General features: G+C 74.0%; 2 protein-coding genes. Both read right to left on the bottom strand.

Going from position 1 to position 21,906, the window contains the following annotated elements; translation table 11 throughout:
- Position 1: 1 nt before the first annotated feature.
- A complete protein-coding gene (locus LX83_RS19855; protein ID WP_253773569.1) occupies positions 2–7,090 on the bottom strand; it encodes a non-ribosomal peptide synthetase in 7,089 nt (2,362 codons plus the stop codon).
- The coding region (locus LX83_RS19850; protein WP_407649625.1) for an amino acid adenylation domain-containing protein at positions 7,087–21,906 on the bottom strand (14,820 nt) is incomplete at its 5' end. The genes LX83_RS19850 and LX83_RS19855, both read right to left, overlap by 4 nt.

The following is a 21,906-nucleotide window of genomic DNA, read 5'->3' as shown; positions in this document are numbered from 1 at the left end:
CTCACTCCTCGTTCTCCATGCCCGCACCGGGGTTGTCCAGCTCGCCGAGCCGGCGGGCGAGCACCGCGCCGACGGCGGCCACCGCGGCGCGGCCGGTCATCATCTCCCCGTGCCGGGCGTCGACGTCGTGGCGCTCGACCGCGCCGGTGACGTGCGCCCGCCACGCGTGCGGGTCGCGTGGACTGTCCGGTGTGGACTCCTCGCGCACCGCCTTGAACAGCACCAGGTCCCCGTCGAACACCCGCGGGGTGAACGCGCGCATCAGCAACACGTTGTTGACGTAGGTGTCCTTGATCGCGAGCAGCTCCGCGTCGTCGAGGGTGCTCATGCCGTTGCCCTCGGCCAGCAACAGCTCCCGGAACCCGGCCAGCGGGAACTTTCCGCCGTCCTCGGCGAGCCCGGCCCGGTCCAGCAGCCGGGCCAGCACGTCCGAGCCGTCGGTGACCGGGACGTGCCTGGTGGGCGGGTAGGCGTCGACGAGTGCCAGCAGCTCGACCTCGTCACCGCCGTCCCGCAGCGCGGTCGCAGTCGCGTGTGCGACCTGACCGCCGAACGACCAGCCGAGCAACCGGTAGGGACCGTCCGGCTGCACCTCCTTCACCAGGTCGCGGAACCGGGCCGCCATCTCCTCGATCGAGGCGGGTGCCTGGCCGGCCACCACCTGCAGGCCGTAGAGCGGCACGTCCGCGCCGATGTGGTTGAGCAGGCCCGCGTAGCACCAGCTCACCCCCGCCGCGGGCGGCGCGCAGAACAGCGGCCGTCTGCCGCCCCGCACCCGCAACGGCAGCAGCGGGGCGAACGTGGCGTCGGTGCGGTCCTCGGCGATCAGCTCGGCCATGCCGGCGACGGTCGGCGCCTCGAACACCACACGCACCCCGACCCGCACGCCGATCGCGGAGCTGATCCGCTCGACGAGCCTGGTCGCGGCGAACGAGTGCCCGCCGAGTTCGAAGAAGTCCTCGTTGACGCCGACCGACGGCAGGCCGAGCACCTCGGCGAACAGTCCACACAGGACCTCCTCGTACGGGCCGCTCGGCGGCCGCGCCGCCGGGTCCGCGTCGCGGTCCGGCACGGGCAGCGCGGCGACGTCGAGCTTCCCGTTGGCGGTCAGCGGCAGCGCGGGCAGCCGAACGACGACGGCGGGGACCATGTGGTCCGGCAGCAGCCCGGCGACGTGCTTGCGCAGCAACGCCGGCTCGACCTCCTCCGCGGTGACCACGTAGGCCACCAGCCGGGTGCCGCCCGGCCGGTCGGTGCGCGCGGTGACCGCGGCGCGGGTGACCGCGGGATGCGTGGTGAGCGCCGCCTCGACCTCGCCGGGTTCGATCCGGAACCCGCGCAGCTTCACCTGGCGGTCGACGCGGCCGAGGTAGTGCAGCTCGCCCGCCCGGTCGCGCCGCACCAGGTCACCGGTGCGGTACAGCCGTTCTCCCGGCGCGCCGAACGGGTTCGCCACGAACCGTTCCGCGGTCAGGCCCGGCCGGTCGAGGTAGCCGCGCGCGAGCCCGGCACCCGCGAGGTACAGCTCGCCGGGCACACCGGGCGGCACCGGCCGCAGCACCGCGTCGAGCAGGTACCCGGAGGTGTTGGCGATCGGCACGCCGATGGCCGGGGTGTCCGGCCAGTCCGCCACGTCCCGGGGCAGCGCGGTGCTCGTGGCGAGGTGGGTCTCGGTCGGGCCGTAGTGGTTGACGAGCACGCGCGGGCGGGCGGCGAAGAACTCCCGCACGTGCCGCGACAGCGTGAGCGCCTCGCCCGCCTGCGCGACGTGCGTCAGCGCGGCGAGGTCGATGCCGTGCGCGGTCGCGGCCTCGCACACGGCGTCGATCACCAGGTTCGGCGCGAACAGCTCGGTGATCCGGTGGTCCGCCAGCCATTCCGCGAGCGCGCGCGCGTCCCGCCGGACGTCCTCGGGGACGATCACCAGCGTCTTGCCGAACAGCAGCGCGGACAGGATCTCCTGTGTGGACACGTCGAAGCTGACGGCGGTGAACTGCGCGGTTCGGGCGCCGGGGCCGGCCAGCTCGCGGCTCTGCCAGGGCAGCAGGTTCGCCATGCCGGTGCCGGGCATCACCACGCCCTTGGGCCGGCCGGTCGACCCGGACGTGTAGATCACGTACGCCGGGTGCGCCGCGGTCAGCGACGCCGTGCGTTCGGCGTCGTCCACCGCGTGGTCCCGCACGCCGTCGGTGAGCCCCGGTTCGTCGAGCAGCACGACCTCGGCGGCCACCGGCGGCAGCGCGGTCGCGGTCGCGGTGTCGGTCAGCACGAGCGCGGGCCGCGCGTCGGCGAGCATGAACGCGATCCGCTCGGCCGGGTAGCCGGGGTCGACGGGCAGGTAGGCGGCACCCGCCTTCGCGACCGCCACCATCGCCTCGACGAACCGCGCCGAGCGGGGCAGCGCGATCGCCACCACGGTCTCGGGACCGGCGCGGCGGCCGATCAACAGCCGCGCCAGCCGGTTGGCGGCCGCGTCGAGTTCGGCGTACGTCACGACCGCCGGCCCGTCCTCGACCGCGGGTGCGTCCGGGGTGCGGCGCACCTGGGCGGCGAACAGGCCGGCGAGCGGCTCGTCGGGCACACCGGCGGCGTCGCGCCAGTCCGCGGTCAGCGCGGCCCGTTCGGCCGCGTCGAGCAGGTCGAACGAGCCGAGCCTGCGCCCGGGCGCGTCCACGGCCTGCCGCAGCAGCCGGTCGAGGCGGGTGATCAGCCCCTCGACGGTCGCCCGGTCGAACAGCTCGGTGCTGTACTCGAAGGCGGCGCTCAGCCCGGCGGGTGAGCCGTCCGGGTGGTACCGGTCCTGCGCGAACAGCAGCAGGTCGAACCGGGACACCCCGGTGCTGGTGCGGTAGCCGCTCACGGTGAGTTCGCGGATCCGGTGCCGCTCGGCGACCGGGCCGTGCTCGGTGGCGTTGTTGAACGCCAGCATGACCTGGAACAGCGGGTTGCGCGCGGTGGAGCGGACCGGGTTGAGCACCTCGACCAGCCGCTCGAACGGCACGTCCTGGTTGGCGTAGGCCGCGAGGTTGGTCTCCCGCACCCGGCCGAGCAGGTCGGCGAACGTCGGGTCGCCGGACAGGTCGGTGCGCAGCACGAGCGTGTTGACGAAGAACCCGACGAGATTGTCGAGCGCGTCGTCGGTGCGGCCCGCGATCGGGGTGCCGATGGGGATGTCCTCCCCCGCGCCCATCCCGGACAGCAGCGCGGCGAACGCCGCCTGCACGACCATGAACAGGCTCACCCGGTGGTCGCGCGCCAGGTCGGCCAGGCGGGCGTGCAGGTCGGCGGGCACCTCGAAGTTGACCTGGTCACCGAGGAACGAGGTGACGCGTGGCCGTGGCCGGTCGGCGGGCAGCGTGATCTGCTCCGGCAGCCCGGCCAGCGCGGTCGTCCAGTGCGCCAGCTGGCGGGAGATCGCGCTGTCCCGGTCGTCCTCGCCGCCGAGCACCTCGCGTTGCCACAGCGTGTAGTCCGCGTACTGCACGGGCAGTGGCGGCAGGTCGGGCGCGGCGCCGTCGCGGCGGGCGGCGTAGGCGCGGACCAGGTCGTCGGCCAGCGGCTTGCGCGACCACGCGTCGCCCGCGATGTGGTGGACGACCAGCAGCAGCACGTGCTCGTCCGGCCCGACCCGGTGCAGCCACGCCCGCAGCGGCACCTCGGTGGTGAGGTCGAACCCGCGGTTCGCCTGCTCCCCCAGCACGCGGTCCAGGTCGGCGGCCGGGGTGTCGGTCACCACCAGCCCCGCGCCGCCGGCGGTGATCACCTGGTGCGGACCGTCCTCGTCCGAGGGGAAGACCGTGCGGAGCGTCTCGTGCCGGGCGACGAGATCGTCGACCGCGGCGGCCAGCGCGGCCACGTCGAGCGGGCCGGTGAGCCGCAGCGCGGTCGGGATGTTGTAGGTCGCGGTCGGCCCTTCCAGCCGGTTGAGGAACCACAGCCGCTGCTGGGCGAACGACAGCGGCAGCCGCTCCGGCCGGGGCCGCGCGGTGACGCGGGGCCTAGTGCTGTCCGCCAGCCGCCGCGCGAGCCCCGCCGGCGTGGGTGACTCGAACAGGTCGCGGATGCGCAGCTCGGCGCCGAGCACCGAACGCACCCTGCTCACCAGCCGCGTCGCGAGCAGGGAATGCCCGCCCAGCACGAAGAAGTCGTCGTCGACGCCGACCTGCGGGCGCCGCAGCACCTCGGCGAACAGCCCGCGGATGATCTCCTCCTGCGGGCTGCGCGGCTGGCGGCCCGCCGCCACCGCCTCGTGCTCGGGTTCCGGCAGCGCGGCGCGGTCGACCTTGCCGTTGGGGGTCAACGGGAACTCGGCCAGCGGCACGACCGCGCTCGGCACCATGTACGCGGGCAGGGACGCCGCCGCGTGGGCTCGGACGTCGTCCGGGTCGGGCGCGGCACCGACCACGTAGGCGACGATCCGCTTGTCGTCACGCTGGTCCTCGCGCACCACCACCAGCGCGCGGACCACGTCGGGGTGCTCGGCGAGCACCGCCTCGATCTCACCCAGCTCGATCCGGTAGCCACGCACCTTCACCTGGCCGTCCACCCGGCCGACGAACTCCAGCGCGCCGTCGGGCAGTCGGCGGAGCTGGTCGCCGGTGCGGTACATCCGCTCCCCCGGCGCGCCGAACGGGTCGGCGACGAACCGCTCCGCGGTGAGCCCGGCGCGGTTCAGGTAGCCGCGGGCCAGGCCGGTGCCGCAGATGTACGCCTCGCCCGCGATCCCCACGGGCACCGGTCGCAGGAACGGGTCCAGCAGGACGATCCGCGTGTTCCAGAACGGGAAGCCGACCGGCAGCGCGCCGTCCGGCACGGGCTCGCCCGGCGCGACGCGGTGCTGCACGGAGTTCACCGTCGCCTCGGTGGCGCCGTAGACGTTGAACACCTCCGCGTCCGGGCAGCGGCGCCGGAACTGCCTGAGCGCCGAGCCGAGCAGCAGCTCACCGCCGAGCATGAGCGTGCCGGTCGGCAACGCGTCGTCGGCCACGGCGTCGAGGACGCCGAGGACGCTGGGCGTGCCCTTGAGGAACGTGGGGCGCCTCGGCACGGCCTCGCCGGTCGTCAGCTCGGCGAGCTGGGCACAGCCCCCGCTCACCAGCGCCGTGTAGAGCCCGGTGACGGTGAGGTCGAAGGAGATGGGCGAGTGCACGAGCGTGGTGCCCGAGGCGCTCGGGTAGGCGTCGCGGGCCCACTGCAGGTAGGCGCCGAGCGACCGGTGCTCGATCACCACCCCCTTGGGTCTTCCGGTCGAGCCGGACGTGTAGATGACGTAGGCGGGCGCGGACCCGAACCTCGGCCCTGCGCAGTCCACATCGGACAGGTCGTGCTCGGCGTTGTCACCGGCGGGGTCGGTGTCGACCAGCACCCTCGGCACATCGTCGGGGAGGCCGTCGGCCAGCGCGGTGGTGGTGAGCGTCAGGCACGGCCGCGCGTCGGCGAACACGAACGCGATCCGCTCGGCCGGGTGGTCTGGTTCGATCGGCAGGTACGCGGCACCCGCCTTGAGCACGGCGAACAGCGCGACGACCAGGTCCACCGAGCGCGGCACGGCCACGGCGACGAGCCGCTCCGGACCCGCGCCGAGCCCGACGAGGTGCCTGGCCAGCCGGTTGGCGCGGGCGTTGAGGTCGGCGTAGGTGAGCGCGGTCGTCCCGTGTGCGACCGCGGGCGCGGCCCCGGCGCGGCGCACCTGGTCCTCGAACAGTTCGACGACCGACCGCTCCGGCACGTCGCGTGCGGTCTCGTTGCCGAACCGGACGGCGAGGTCCGTCTCCTCGGCGGTGCGCACCCCGACTCGGCCGACCGGGGTCTCCGGCGCGTCGACGACCACGCGCAGCACACGCACCACCCGGTCGAGCACCGCGCGGGCGGCGGTCGCGTCGAACAGGTCCGGCCGGTAGTCGAGCCGGAACCGCAGCGCCTGCCCGGGCAGCGACGCGACGAGGTCGAGCGGGTAGTGGGTGCCCTCCCGGTTGCGCACCCCGTTGACCCGGACCGGCCGGTGGGGCGCCGGGGTGCCGGAGCCGCCGCCGTCGAGCGGGTAGTTCTCGAAGACCATCTTCGTGTCGAACAGCTCGCCGTGGCCCGCGATCCCCTGCACCTCGGTGAGCCCGAGGTGGTGGCAGGACAGCAGCGCGGCCTGTTCCCGCTGGGTGCGGGCGAGCATGTGCACGAGCGGTTCGGAGGCACGCAGCCGCACGCGTGCGGGCACGGTGTTGATGAACAGCCCGACCATGGTCTCCACGCCGGGCAGCTCCGGCGGCCGGCCGGACACGGTCACGCCGAACACCACGTCGTCGCGCCCGGTCAGCGCGGACAGCACCAGCGCCCACGCGCCCTGGACGAGGGTGTTGACGGTCAGCCCGCGCCGCCGCGCCGCCGCGACCAGGGCCGCGGTGTCCTCTTCGGACAGTGCCGTGAGCACGTTCTCCGGTTCCACCGACGAACGCGTCGCCGGTGCCACCCTGGTCGGCCCGGACAGACCGCTGAGCGCGTCCCGCCACGCCGCCCGCGCCCGTTCGCGGTCCTGGCCCTTCAGCCACACGAGGAAGTCGCGGAACGGACGCGGCCTCGGCAGCGCGTCACCCCGGCCGCCGTACAGCTCCAGCAGCTCACGCACCAGCACCGGCCGCGACCAGCCGTCGAACAGGATGTGGTGGTTGGTCATGACGAAGTGGCAGCGGTCGGCGGCCACCTTGATCACGGTGAACCGCAGCAGCGGTGGCCGGGCCAGGTCGAAACGGCGGCGCCGGTCGGCGTCGAGCAGCCGTGCCACCTCCTCGGCGCGTTCCGCGTCGGGCAGGCCGGAGACGTCGAACTCGGCCCAGTCGAGGGGCACCTCGCGCGGGATCAGCTGCACCGGCTGGTCGAGCCCGTCGTGCCGGAACGAGGCACGCAGATTCGGGTGGCGGCGCACCAGTTCCCCGGCGGCCGCCCGCAGCGCGGCGAGGTCGAGCTGACCCTCGAGGTCGAAGGCCATCTGCGAGTTGTAGACGTCCAGCGCCGAGGTGTCGTACAGGTGGTGGAACAGCAGTCCTTCCTGCAACGGGGACAGCGGCAGCACGTCCTGCAGCCGGGACCGGGTGGTCATGAGTTCCTCCAGTCGCCTTCGAGGCGGTCGATCGCGTCCTGGCTCAGGGACAGCAGCGGCAGGTCCGACGGGGTGAAGCCACCCGCGTCGGTCTCGTCGACGTGGGTGACGAGTGCGCGCAGGACGCGGAACCAGCCATCGGCCAGCTCCCGCACGTCCTCTTCGGACAGCAGCGCGCCGGCCCAGCCCCAGTTGGCCCGCAGCACCGGGGGGCCGCCGGGTTCGTTGTGCGCCACCGCGTTCAGCTCCACGGCGTGGGCGAGCGGCATCGCCGGGTCCTGGCCGCCGCCGGTGCCCGCGCCCGGCACGATCGCCCAGTCGGCGGTGCTGTGCGTCGTGCCGGTGGTGAACCGGCCGAGGTAGTTGAACGCCAGCTGCGGCTGGGGCAGGACCGCGAGCACGGGCGCGGTCTCCGGGTCGAGGTAGCGCAGCAGGCCGTACCCGATGCCCTTGTCCGGGACCGCCCGCAGCTGCTCCTTGATCCGCTTGACCAGCGCGCCCGCGGCCGGGCCGCCGCGCAGGACCGCTGCGGTGTCCACGGCGCCGGGGTCGAGGCGGACCGGGTGGATCGCGGTGAACCAGCCGACGGTCCGGGACAGGTCGCCGCCGCCGACGGCGTGTTCCTCGCGGCCGTGGCCTTCGAGGTCGACCAGCACGCTGGTGTCCCGTGCGGCCCACCGGTCCCTGGCCCACGTGCCGGCGGCGAACGAGAACGCGCTCAGCAGCACGTCGTTGACCTCCGCGTGGAACGCGGCGGGCACCTCGGTCAGCAACGCGTTGGTGACGTCGGCGGGCAGCGACAGCGACAGCCCGCGCCGGGTGGCGACGGTGTCGCGCTCCCGGGACAGGGGCCTGCCGCCGAACGGCGGTTCGGCCGAGCGGAGCGTGCCGGTCCAGAAGTCCAGCTCCGGCCTGCGGGTGGCCGCGTGCTCGGTGAGCCTGCGCGCCCAGCCGCGCAACGAGGTCGCGACGGGCGCCAGGTCCGGCGTGTCCGCCTCGAACGCCTCGGCGAGGTCACCGGAGAGGATGCGCCAGGACACGCCGTCCACGGCGAGGTGGTGCACGATCAGCAGCAGGCGGCCGGGGACGGCGGCGCCGCCGTCGAACCAGACGGCCCGGACCATCCGCCGGTCCCCCGGTTCGAGGGCACGCCGGGCCTGCTCCACCTCGGCCGCCAGGTCGGCGTCGGCCGGAACCCGGCGCAGGCAGTCGGTGGCGGGCACCGAGCCCGGTGCGCCGACGTCGAGTGCCCACCTGCCCGTGTCGGTGGTCAGCCGCAGCCGCAGCGCGTCGTGCCGGTCGAGCACCGCCTGCAGCGCCCGGACCAGCCGCTGCTTCTCGGCGCCGGCGGGCACCTGGAGCACCACCGACTGGGTGAAGGTGCCGATCGGGCCGCCGCGTTCGGCGAGCCAGTGCACGATCGGGGTCAGCGGCACCGGGCCGACTCCGTCATCGGCCTCGGTCTGCGCCGCGGCGACCGTGCCCACCAGGGTGGCGAGCCCGGCGACGGTCTGGTGCTCGAACACGTCCCGAGGCGACACGGTGAGACCGCGCCTGCGGGCCCGGCTCGCCAGCTGGATCGCGAGGATGCTGTCGCCGCCGAGGTCGAAGAACCGGTCGTCCACACCGACCCCGTCGACGCCGAGCACATCGGCGAACAGCTCACCGAGCAGTTCCTCGACCGGGGTGCGCGGTGCCTGCGACGACACCGCGTGCTCCGGCGCGGGCAGCGCCTTCTGGTCGAGCTTGCCGTTGCCGGTCAACGGGATCGCGTCGACGACGACCACCGTGGTGGGCACCGCGTAGTCGGGCAGCACGGACGCCAGCGCGGCCCGCACCTCCTCCGGTCGCGGCGCGTCGCCCGCCGGTACGACGTACCCGACGAGCCGCCGGTCACCCGGCCGGTCCTCGCGCACCGCGGCGGCCGCGTTCGCGATCCCCGGCACGCCGCGCAGCGCGGCCTCGACCTCGCCGAGTTCGATCCGGTAGCCGCGGACCTTGACCTGGTCGTCCACGCGGCCCGCGAACTCGAGCACGCCGTCGGCGCGCCACCGGCCGAGGTCGCCGGAGCGGTACATGCGCTCGCCGGGCGCCCCGTGCGGGTCCGCCACGAACCGGGCGGCGGACAGTGCCGGGTTGTGCACGTAGCCGCGGGCCAGCTGCGCGCCCGCGATGTACAGCTCGCCGACCACACCCGGCGGCACCGGCCGCAACGCGGCGTCCAGCACGTACATGCGGGTGTTGCGCATGGGCACGCCGAGCGCGAGCACGCCGTCCGGCAGCGCGCCCGCGCTCTCGCGGTCCGCGGTGAGCGTGGTGCAGCCGACCGTCGTCTCCGTGGGGCCGTACTCGTTGCGCACCCTGGTCCCCGGGTGCTCGGCGAGGAAGGCCCGCACCGCGCTGCCGAGCAGCGACTCGCCACCCAGCACGAGGTCACCGGTCGGCACGAGCCGTTCCGGCAGCTGTCCGACGAGCGCGAGGTGGCTCGGGGTGGCCTTGAGGAACGTGGCCCGCAGGTTGAGCGGCGGCGCGGCGAGCCCGTTGTCGACGACGTCCACCAGATCCGCGAGCCAGACCGTGCCGCCCACCATCAGCGGCGCGAACAGGCCGGTGACGGTCAGGTCGAACGACAGCGACGAGTGCAGCACCGCGGTGCCCGCGACGCTCGGGTACGTCTGCACGCTCGCGGCCAGGTAGTTGACGACAGCGCGGTGCGCGACGGCGACACCCTTCGGCCGCCCGGTCGACCCGGACGTGTAGATCACGTACGCCACCGCGTCGGGCGACAGCGCGGCCGTGCGGTCGGCGTCGGTCAGGTTCCCGTCGGCGTGCTGGCCGTCGGTGAGCGCGAGCCGCGGCACGTCGGCATCCGGAACGGACACCCCCGGGCCGGCCACGAGCACCGACGGCCGCGAGTCGGCCAGCAGGTAGGCGATCCGGTCGGCCGGGTGGTCGGGGTCGACCGGCACGTACCCGGCTCCGGACTTGAGCACGGCCAGCACCGCGACGACCATGTCCACCGACCGCGGCAGCGCGAGCGCGACCAGCCGCTCCGGCCCGACACCCCGGCGCACCAGTTCCCTGGCGAACCGGTTGGCCCGCACGTTGAGGTCGCGGTAGGACACCACGTCCTGGCCGTGCACGACGGCGGCGGCGTCCGGGTGCCGCGCGGCGCTCTCCTCGAACCAGTCGACGAGCGAACCGGGCCGGATCCGGGCCGCGGTGTCGTTCCACCCGTGGAGCACGCGGGCGCGTTCCTCCGCGTCGATCACCTCGACCGCGCCGACCCGGGTGTCCGCGTCCTCGGCGACCGCGGCCAGCACCCGCAGCAACCGCGCCACCAGCTGCTCGGCGGTCGCCCGGTCGAACAGGTCGGCGCTGAACTCCAGCGACCCCGCGATGCCCGCGGGGGCACCGCTGTCGCCGCGCCGCTCACCGAACGCGAACGCCAGGTCGAACTTGGCGCCGCCACCCGGCACGGGCTCCAGCCGGACGGGCATCCCGGCCAGCTCCGCCGCGTCGGCCATCGCCTGCCGGTCGGTGTTGTGCCAGGTCAGCATGATCTGGAAGAGCGGGTGCCTGGACATGGACCGCGCCGGGTTCAGCTCCTCCACCAGCCGCTCGAACGGCAGGTCCTGGTTGGCGTACGCGGCGAGGTCGGTCTCGCGGACGCGCTCGACCAGTTCGGCGAACGTGGGGTCGCCCGCCAGGTCGTTGCGCAGCACCACGGTGTTGACGAAGAACCCGACGAGGTCCTCCACGGCGGTGTCGGCGCGGCCGGCGATCGCGGTGCCGACCGGGATGTCGGTGCCCGCACCGAGGCGGTGCAGCAGCACGGCGATGCCTGCCTGCACGACCATGAACAGGCTCGCCCGCCGGGCGCCAGCCAGATCGGCGAGCGCGGCGTGCACCTCGGCGGGCACCGCGAAGGTCACGGTGCCGCCGCGGTGCGTCGACGTCGACGGCCGCGGCCGGTCGGCGGGCAGGGGCAGCTCCTCCGGCATCCCGGCGAGCGCGGTCCGCCAGTGGACCAGCTGCCTCGCCAGCTCGCCATCCTCGTCGTCCTCCGCGCCGAGCACCTCGCGCTGCCACAGGCTGTAGTCCGCGTACTGCACCGGCAGCGGCGCCCAGCCAGGCGCCTCGCCCCGGGCGCGTGCCGCGTACGCCTCGGCGAGGTCGCGGACGAGCAGCGGCATCGACCAGGCGTCGGTGGCGATGTGGTGGGACAGCAGCAGCAGGACCTGTTCGTCACCGTCCAGTTCGAACAGCCACGCCCGCAGCGGGGGTTCCTCCGCGAGGTCGAACACGTGCCGCGTCGCCCGGTGCAGGTCACCGGGCAGCGCGCTCTCGGTGGTGCGGACGACCTCAAGCGGGGGGCCGGTGACCGGCAGCACGATCTGCACCGGCCCGTCGGGGTCGGTCGCGAAGACCGTCCGCAGTGGCTCGTGCCGTTCGGCGAGGTCACGCAGTGCCGCACGGAGCGCGGTCGGGTCGACCTCCCCGGTGACGCGCAGCGCGACGGGCGCGTTGTAGTTCGGTTGCCCGCCCTCGAGTTCGTGGAGGAACCACAGCCGCCGCTGCGCGTACGAGACCGGTACCCGCTCGGGCCGGCCACGCGCGACGAGGGCGGGACGGCGCTCGCCGCGCCGGGTCAGCTCGGCGACCAGCTCGGCGACGGTCGGCGCGGCGAACACGGTCCGCACGGCCAGTTCGACGCCGAAGGTGCCGCGGATCCGGTTCACCAGCCTGGTCACGAGCAGCGAGTGGCCGCCGAGGTCGAAGAACGACTCGTCGATGCCGACGGCGGGCACGCCGAGCACGTCGGCGAACAGCCCGCAGACGATCTCCTCCTCCGGCGAGCGCGGCGCCCTGGTGGTCGTCGCACCGGCCCGGTCGGCGGGTGCGGGCAGGGCACGCTCGTCGAGCTTCCCGTTGGCGGACAGGGGAAGCCGGTCCAGCCGGACGAACACGGCGGGCACCATGTAGTCGGGCAGGACGGCGGCGAGGTGCTTGCGCAGGGCGGCCTGGTCGAGCACGTCCGCGACCACGTAGGCCACCAGCCGCTGGTCTCCCGCGCGGTCCTCGCGCACGGTCACCGCGCACCGGCTGACGGCCGGGTGTCCGGCCAACACGGTGGTGATCTCGTCCAGCTCGACGCGGAACCCGCGCAGCTTCACCTGCCGGTCGGCGCGGCCCACGTACTCGACGACGCCGTCGGCACGCAGGCGCGCGAGGTCACCGGTGCGGTACATCCGCTCCCCCGGCGCGCCGAACGGGTCGGCGACGAACCGTTCGGCGGTGAGCCCGGCACGGCCGACGTAGCAGCGGGCGAGCTGGACACCGGAGAGGTGCAGTTCGCCGGTCACCCCCGGTGGCACCGGGTTGAGGTGCCGGTCCAGCACGTGGACGGCGGTGTTCCAGACGGGTGTGCCGATCGGGACCGACGTCGCGCCCGGCCGGTAGGACCAGGACGTCACATCGACCGCGGCCTCGGTGGGGCCGTAGAGGTTCTCCGGCCCGACCGGGAGCACGGCCGCGGCGCGGGCCGCGAGGTCGGCTGGCAGCGCCTCACCGCTGCAGATCACGTGCCGCAGCGACGTGCAGGCCGCGGCGGCGGGTTCGTCGAGGAACTCCCGCAGCATCGACGGTACGAAGTGGACGGTGGTGATCGCCTCGGCGCGGATGATCCCGGCGAGGTAGGCCGGGTCGCGGTGGCCGTCTGGCCGGGCGAGGACCAGCCGCGCGCCCGTGATCAGCGGCAGGAACAGCTCCCACACGGACACGTCGAAGCCGGTCGACGTCTTCTGCAGCACGCGGTCGGCGCCGGTGATCTCGTACCGGTCCCGCATCCACAGCAGCCGGTTGACGATGGCCCGGTGCGTGACCGCGGTGCCCTTCGGCGTGCCGGTGGACCCGGACGTGTAGATCACGTACGCGGGGTTGTCCGGGTGGCAGGGCGTGCCCGCGACGGGGGCGGCGGGATCGGTGCCCTCGTCGAGCAGGATCGCGCCGGTGCCGACCAGGTCGGCGAACGCGGTCGTGGTGACCACCGCGGACGGCCGGGCGTCGTCGAGGACGAACCGGACCCGTTCGCGCGGGTGGTCGACGTCGATCGGCAGGTAGGCCGCGCCGGTCTTGAGCACGGCCACCAGCGCGACGGCGAGGTCGAGGCCGCGCGGCAGCGCGATCGCGACCACCCGCTCCGGCCCGGCGCCCCTGGTGACCAGCCGCGCGGCGAGGCTGCCCGCCGCCGCGTCCAGCTCCGCGAAGGTGAGTTCCCCGTCGGCGCACGACACCGCGACGTGGTCCGGTGTGCTGGCGATCTGGGCTTCGACCAACTCCAGCAGGGTCACCTCGGGCACCGGGTGCGTGGTGGCGCGCCTGGCCGAGGCGAGCGCGTCGCGTTCCGCCGCCGACAGGACGTCGACCTGCCCGACGGGGCGGTCGGGTGCCTCGGCGACGGTCTCGAACACCCGCACCAGCCGTTCGGCGATGGCCTGCGCGGTGGTGCGGTCGAACAGGTCGACGCTGTAGCCGAGCGCACCGCGCAACCCGTCGGCGCCCTCGTGGAACGCGAACGACAGGTCGAACCGCGCGACGCCGGTGTGGACGTCCTGCGCGACGGTGTCCGGACCGGTGGTGACCCGCCCGCTGGTGCCGTCGCCGCCGTGCCAGGTGAGCATGGTCTGGAACAGCGGGTGGCGGGCCATCGAGCGGGTCGGGTTGAGCACCTCCACCAGCCGCTCGAACGGCACGTCCTGGTTGGCGTAGGCGGCGAGGTCGGTGGCACGCACCCGCGCGAGCAGCTCGGTGAACGTCGGGTCGCCGGACAGGTCGGCCCGCAGCACGAGCGTGTTGACGAACAGGCCGACCACGTCGGTCAGCGACTCGTCGACACGCCCGGCGACCGGGGTGCCGACGGGGATGTCGGTGCCCGCGCCGAGCCGGTGCAGCAGGGTGGCGAGTGCCGCGTGGACGACCATGAACATGCTCGCCCCGGCCGCACGCGCGATCGCGTGCAGGCGCCGCCGCACCGGTTCCGCCACGGTGAACGCCACGAAGTCGCCTCGGTGGGTCGCCACGGCCGGCCGCGGCCGGTCGGTGGGCAGGTCGAGCTGGTCGGGCAGCCCGTCCAGGGTGGACACCCAGTTCCTGAGCTGTGCGCCGAACGGGCTGTCGGGGTCGTCCGCCGCGCCGAGCACGTCCCGTTGCCAGAGCGTGTAGTCCGCGTACTGGACGGGCAGCGGCGCCCACCGCGGGGCGAGCCCGTTCCGCCGGGCCGCGTAGGCGGTGGCGAGGTCGCGGGCGAGCGGGCGCAGCGACCAGCCGTCGGCGACGATGTGGTGCAGGACCAGCAGCATCACCTGCTCGTCGCCCGGCAGCTCGACCAGGTGCGCCCGCAGCGGCGGCTCGGCGGTCAGGTCGAAGCCCTGCCGCGCGGCCGCACGCAGCCGCTCGTCCAGGTCCTCCGCCGTGCCGGTGGCGGTCGTCAGGACCGGCCGGAATTCCGGGAGCACGCGCTGGAACGGGCCGTCCGCGTCCTCGCCGAAGACCGTGCGCAGTGCCTCGTGGCGGTCGACCACGTCGGCGAGCGCCGCGGTGAGCGCGTCGACGTCCAGGTCGCCGGTCAGCCGCACGGCGACCGGGATGTTGTAGCCGGGGCTGCGCTCGTCGAGCCTGCTGAGGAACCACAGCCTGCGCTGGGCGTACGAGACCGGGATGCGGTCCGGCCTCGGCCCCGGGGTGATCGCGGCGCGGTGCGGCGCCGCGGCGACCCGTTCGGCCGTGGCGGCCGGGGTGGGTGCCTCGAACAACTCGCGCACGGTCAGGTCGGCGCCGAGCACCGCGCGGATCCGGTTGACCAGCCGGGTGGCGAGCAGTGAGTGCCCGCCGAGTGCGAAGAAGTCGTCGAGCACTCCGACGGCGTCCCGGTCGAGCACGTCCGCGAACAGCTCGCACAGGACCTCCTCCTGCGGCGTGTGGGGCGGGCGGCCGGTCTGCCCGGTGTCGGCGGGCGCGGGCAGCGCGCGGCGGTCGAGCTTGCCGCTGGGGGTGGTCGGCAGCGCGGGCAGGACGGTGAACACCGACGGGACGAGCTGCGGGGGCAGGGTGTCGCGCAGTGCCGTCCGCAGCACCCCTACGTCCATTGTGGACCCGTCGGTGACGAGGTAGGCGACCAGTCGCCGGGTGCCGCTCGGGTCGGCGTGTGCCGCGACCGCGCACTGGCGCACGCCGGGGTGCGCCGCGATCGCCGCCTCGACCTCACCGGGTTCGACGCGGACGCCGAGGACCTTGACCTGGTCGTCGCCTCGGCCGAGGTAGTCGAGGTGTCCGTCGCGGTGCCACCGGGCCAGGTCACCGGTCCGGTACAGCCGCGCCCCTGGCGTGAAGGGGTTGGCGACGAACCGTTCCGCGGTCAGGCCGGGGCGGCCGAGGTAGCCGCGGGCGAGGCAGTCACCCGCGATGTACAGCTCACCCGCGACACCCGGCGCCACCGGCGCAAGCCGTTCGTCGAGCACGTAGACCGCGGCGTTGGTCACGGGTGTGCCGATGGGTGCGCGCGCGGGCCAGTCGGTGACGTCGGCTGGCAGCGTGTGCGCGGTCACCACGTGCGTCTCGGCGGGGCCGTAGTGGTTGTGCAGCACGCGGTCCGGCACGGCGGCGAAGAAGGCACGCACGTGCTCGCCGAGCACCAGCGCCTCTCCCGCCTGCGCGACGTCCCGCAGTGCGGGGAGGTCCTCGCCCGCGTCGGCTGCCGCCGAGACCACGGCGTCGACCACCACGTTCGGCGCGTACAGCTCGGCGATCTCGTGCTCGGCGAGCCAGCGCACGAGCGCGGCCGGGTCGCGGCGGACGTCCTCCGGGCACACGACGAGGGTCTTGCCGTGCGCGAGTGCCGCGAGGATCTCCTGCACGGACACGTCGAAGCTGACCGCGGTGTACTGCACGACCCGGGAGCCGCCGGGGATCGCTCCCGCGTGCCAGTGCACGAGATTGGCGAGGGCCCCGGCCGGCATGGCGACGCCCTTCGGTCTGCCGGTGGAGCCGGACGTGTAGATCAGGTACGCCGGGTTCGCCGGGTGCGGTGCCGAGGGGAGTTCGTCGTCGCGGAGGTCGGTGTCGTCGATCCCGGCGAGCAGGCCGGGCTCGTCGAGCGACACCCTCGGGTGGGTGCCGGCCAGCACGTCCCCGGTGGTCACGACGAGCAGGGGGCGCGCGTCGGCGAGCATGTACCCGATCCGCTCCCGCGGGTACTCCAGGTCGACGGGCAGGTAGGCGGCACCGGTTTTGAGGACCGCCAGGAGTGCGACGACCAGGTCCGCGGAGCGGGGCAGCGCGACCGCGACCACCCGCTCGGGGCCGGCGCCGTGTCCGACGAGGACGCGGGCGAGCCGGTTGGCCCGCGCGTTCAGCTCGGCGTAGGTCAGTGCCTGACCGTCCGCCTCGACGGCGACCGCACCGCTCGCCACGTGCCGCTCGACGAGCCGGGGCAGGGACAGCGCGGGCCGGTCGGCCGCGGTGTCGTTGACGGTCGTCAGCAGGCGGGTGCGTTCGCCGGCGGTGAGCACGTCGACGTCGTCGATCGCGGTGCTTGGCCGGTCGACCACCGCGGTCAGCACCCGCACGAACCGGTCCGCGATCGCCTGCGCGGTGTCCCGGTCGAACAGGTCGGCGCTGTACTCGAGCACGCCGGACAGGCCGACCCGGGACCGGTCGGCCGAGCCGTGGTCGACGAGGCCGAACAGCAGGTCGAAGCGGGCGATCGAGCTGCCGGGCGGCTGCCAGGTGACGGCGAGCCCTGGCAACCCGGAGACGGCTTCCGCCGCGGCGCCTCGGTCGTGGTTGTTCCACGTGAGCATCACCTGGAACAGCGGGTGCCTGGCCAGGGACCTCGGCGGGTTGAGCACCTCGACGAGCCGCTCGAACGGCACGTCCTGGTGTTCGTGCGCCGCGAGGTCGCCGGCCCGGACGCGGTCGAGCAGCTCGGCGAACGTCGGGTTGCCGGACAGGTCGGTGCGCAGCACGAGCGTGTTGACGAAGAACCCGACGAGGTCGTCGAGTGCGCTGTCGGTGCGGCCCGCGACCGGCGAACCGATCGGGATGTCCGTGCCCGCGCCCAGCCGGGCGAGGAGCACGGCCACCGCGGCCCGCACGACCATGAAGGTGCTGACGTGGTGCGCCCTCGCGACCTCCCGCACCCGGGTGCTGACGTCGTCGGGGATGGTGAGTTCGACGCGACCGCCGCGGTGCGAGGCGCGGGCGGGGCGGGGGCGGTCGGCGGGCAGCCGCAGTTCGTCCGGCAGGTCCGCCAGCCGGTCGGTCCAGTAGGCCAGCTGTGCGGCGATGGCACTGTCCGGATCGGACTCGGCGCCGAGGGTTTCCTGTTGCCAGAGCGTGTAGTCCGCGTACTGGACGGGCAGCGGCGGCCACGCCGGGGCGGTGCCCGCGACGCGGGCGGTGTAGGCGGTGGTGAGGTCGCGGGCGAGCAGCGGCATGGACCAGCCGTCGCAGGCGATGTGGTGGACGAGCACCAGCAGCACGTGCTCGTCGGCGCCGAGGTCGAACAGCCAGACCCGCACGGGCGGCCGGGTGAGGTCGAACGGGTGCGCCACCGCGGTGCGCAGGCGGGCGGCGAGGTCGTCCTCGCCGTCGACGGGCACGACCCGCAGTTCGGGGGCCGCGTCGGGCACCACGACCTGGTGCGGGCCGTCGGCGTCCTCGGCGAAGACGGTCCGCAGGCTCTCGTGCCTGGCGACGAGGTCGGCGAGGGCGTGCGTGAGCGCCGTGCGGTCGAGCGTTCCGCGCAGCCGCAACGAGATCGGCGTATTGTAGGTGGCGGACCGCTCGAACCGGTTGAGGAACCACAGCCTGCGCTGGCCGAAGGAGACCGGGATCCGGTCGGGCCTGGGTCGGGCGGTGAGCGCGGTACCGCTGCCGCTGCCGGTGCCCGTGGCGGCGGCGAGCGCGGCCGCGGTCGGTGTCTCGAACACCTGGCGGATGCCGAGCCGGACACCGAGGACGGCTTTGATCCGGCTGAGCAGGCGGATGGCGAGCAGGGAGTGCCCGCCGAGGTCGAAGAAGTCGTCGTCGGGGCCGACCTCGGCCAGGCCGAGCACGTCGGCGAACAGCCCGCGCAGGATGTCCTCGCGCGGGCCGCGGGCCCGGTGCGCCACCGCGTCCTCGGCCGGGTCCGCCTCGGGCGCGGGCAGCGCGCGGCGGTCGAGCTTGCCGTGGGCGGTGAGCGGCAGCGCGGGCAGCACGATGATCGCGGCCGGGACCATGTACTCGGGCAGGGTGGCGGCGAGCGTGGCCCGCAGCGCGCCGGTGTCCACGGCGGCGCCGGTGACGTACGCGGTGAGCCGCTGGTCGCCGGGCCGGTCCTCGCGGAGGACGACGGCGGCGGACGTGACCGTGTCGTCGGCGCGGAGGGCGGCCTCGATCTCACCGGGCTCGACGCGGTGGCCGCGGATCTTGACCTGGTCGTCGGCGCGGCCCACGTACTCCAGCTCGCCCCGTGCCCGCCACCGGGCGAGGTCGCCGGTGCGGTACATCCGCGCCCCGGCACCGAACGGACTCGCGACGAACCGCTCCGCGGTGCGGCCCGGCCGGTTGAGGTAGCCGCGCGCCAGTGCGGCGCCGGCGACGTAGAGTTCCCCGGCGACCCCGACAGGGGCAGGCCGCAGGGCGGAGTCCAGGACGTAGACCTGGGTGTTCCAGAACGGCGTGCCAATCGGCACCGGCCCGTCGTCAACCCGCGCGGGAAGCCGGAAGTCGGTGCAGTTGACCGTCGCCTCGGTCGGCCCGTAGGCGTTGATCACCTCGACCTCCGGGAACCGCTCGCGCCAGGACCGAAGCGCCTCTCCCCGCAGCGCCTCACCTCCGATGATCAGCGTCCGCGACGGTGACGACTCGTCCGGCAACGCCTCCAACAGCGGCAGATGGCTCGGGGTGACCTTCATGAACGTCGGCCTGACCGTGCTGTCCGCCAAGCGGCCGATGGCGATCGTCCCGCCCGCCACCAACGGCGACCACAACGCCGTCACCGTCAGGTCGAAGGAGAACGACGTGTGCACGAGCGACAGCCCGGACACCGCCGGATACTCGGCCTTGGCTCGCGTCACGTACGCGGCGAGCGACCGGTGCTCGACCACCACACCCTTCGGCGTCCCCGTCGAACCCGACGTGTAGATCACATACGCGGGCGAGCGCGGATCGATGGCCACGTCGAGGTTCTCCGCAGGCCCGTCGACGGTCACGGCGGCCGGGTCGTCGACGACGGTCACCGGCTTCGCGTCGGCCAGCACCGCGGCGATCCGGTCGGCCGGGTACGCCGGATCGACGGGCAGGTAGGCCGCACCGGCCTTCAACACCCCCAGCATCGCCACGACCAGCTCGACCGAAGCCGGCAGCACCAGCCCGACGAGGTCACCGGACGCGACGCCGGACGCCGCCAACGATCGCGCGAACCGGTTCGCCCGCGCGTTCAGCTCCGCGTACGACAACGACTCGACCGCCGGTGCGTCCGGTTGCCTGGCGACGACGTCCTCGAACTGCCGCACCAGCGACGCGCCCTCGACCGGGCGGCCGGTGTCGTTCCACGTGCTGGTGACCCGGGTGCGTTCGGCGGGCCCGACCGGGTCGATGCCGCTGACCCGGGTGTCCGGTGTGGACACCGCGACCGCGAGCACGGTGGTGAGCTGTTCGGTGATGGCCGCCGCGGTCTCGGGGTCGAACAGGTCCGCGCTGAACTCGAGTGCGCCGCGGATCCCGGCCGGGCTGCCGTTGTCGCCCCGTCGTTCGAGGAACCGGAACAGCAGGTCGAACTTGGCGGCGTTCGCACCGACCGGTGCCGGGCCGACCACGAGGCCCGGGATGGCGTCGAGTGCCTCGACGGCCTCCTGCTGGTCGATGTTGTTGAACACGAGGCGCACCTGGAACAGCGGGTGTCTGCCGGGCACGCGTTTCGGGTTGAGCAGTTCGACGAGCCGTTCGAACGGGATGTCCTGGTGGTCGTAGGCGGCGAGGTCGGTTTCCCGGACGCGGTCGAGCAGTTCGGCGAACGTGGGGTCGCCGGACAGGTCGGTGCGCAGCACGAGCGTGTTGAGGAAGAACCCGACGAGGTCGGTGACGGCGTCGTCGGTGCGACCCGCGATCGGAATGCCGACGGGGATGTCCTCACCCGCGCCGAGCGCGGACAGCAGCACGGCGACGGCGGCCTGCACGACCATGAACGGGCTGACGTTGCGCTTGCGGGCCAGCTCGACGAGCGCGGCGTGCAGGCCGGCGGGGATCTCGAAGTCGGCGGCGCCGCCCGCGTTGCTCGGCCGGGCGGGCCGCGGCCGGTCGGTGGGCAGACGCACCTCCTCCGGCAGGCCCGCCAGCGTGGCGCGCCAGTAGTCCAGTTGCGCGGAGATGGCACTGTCCGGATCGGACTCCGAACCGAGGACCTCCTGCTGCCACAGCGTGTAGTCGGCGTACTGCACCGGGGGCGCGGCCCAGTCGGGTGCGGCACCGGCGGCACGGGCGGCGTAGGCGGCGGTGAGGTCGCGGGCGAGCAGCGGCATGGACCAGCCGTCGCAGGCGATGTGGTGGACGAGCACCAGCAGCACGTGTTCGTCGGGGGCGAGCGCGTACAGCCAGGCGCGGATCGGCGGGTCCGCGGTCAGGTCGAACTCGTGGCCGACGGCCGCGCGGAGTTCGGCCGCGAGCGCGGTCTCGTCGTCGACGGGCACGACCCGCAGTTCGGGGGTCGCCTCGGGCAGCACGACCTGGTGGGGCCCGTCGGCGTCCTCGGCGAAGACGGTCCGCAGGCTTTCGTGCCTGGCGACCACGTCGCCGAGGGCCGCACGCAGCGCGTCGCGGTCCAGCGCGCCGGTGAGCCGCAGTGAGACCGGCATGTTGTAGGTGGTGGTGGTTTCCTCCAGCCTGCTGAGGAACCAGAGGCCGCGCTGCGCGTAGGACAGCGGCAGCCGGTCGGGTCGCGGGCGTGGCCGCACGCCCGCGCGGCCGGGACCGGTGGTGTCGAGCAGCCGGGACAGGCGGTTGACGGTGGGCGCGTCGAACACGGCCCGCAGCGGCAGTTCGACGCCGAGCGCGGCGCGGATCCGGGTGGCGAGCCTGGTGGCGAGGAGCGAGTGGCCACCGAGGTGGAAGAAGTCGTCGTCGATGCCGATCTCGGGGACGCCGAGCACGTCGGCGAACAGCTCGCACAACACTTCCTCGCGCGCGGTGCGCGGGGCACGGGACGATGTGGTGGTCCGCTCGGGTGCTGGCAGGGCCTTGCGGTCGAGTTTGCCGTGCGGGGTCAACGGGATCCGCGGCAGGACGACGATCGCGGCGGGAACCATGTGCTCGGGCAGAGTGGCGGCGAGGGTGTTACGCAACACGTCCGGCTCAGCGGCACCGACGACATAGCCGACGAGCCGGCCGTCCCGGACGACCACCACCGCGGCGTCCACATGCGCCAGAAGCGCGGCCTCGACCTCCCCGAGTTCGACCCGATGACCACGAACCTTGACCTGATCATCAACCCGACCGACATACTCAAGCTGCCCATCAGCACGCCACCGCACCAGATCACCCGTGCGATACATCCGCACCCCGACACCGAACGGACACGCCACAAAACGCTCCGCCGTCAACCCCGGCCGACGCAGATACCCCCGAGCCAACACCACACCCGACACGTACAACTCCCCGACCACCCCGACAGGAACAGGCCGCAACCCCGAATCGAGCACAAAGACCTGCGTGTTCCAGAACGGCCGACCAATCGGCACCGGACCATCACCAACGCTGACAGGCAAGCGGAAATC

Source organism: Goodfellowiella coeruleoviolacea, assembly GCF_024171785.1.
GTDB classification, from domain to species: Bacteria; Actinomycetota; Actinomycetes; order Mycobacteriales; family Pseudonocardiaceae; genus Goodfellowiella; species Goodfellowiella coeruleoviolacea.
This window is presented reverse-complemented; position numbering and strand designations above follow the sequence as displayed.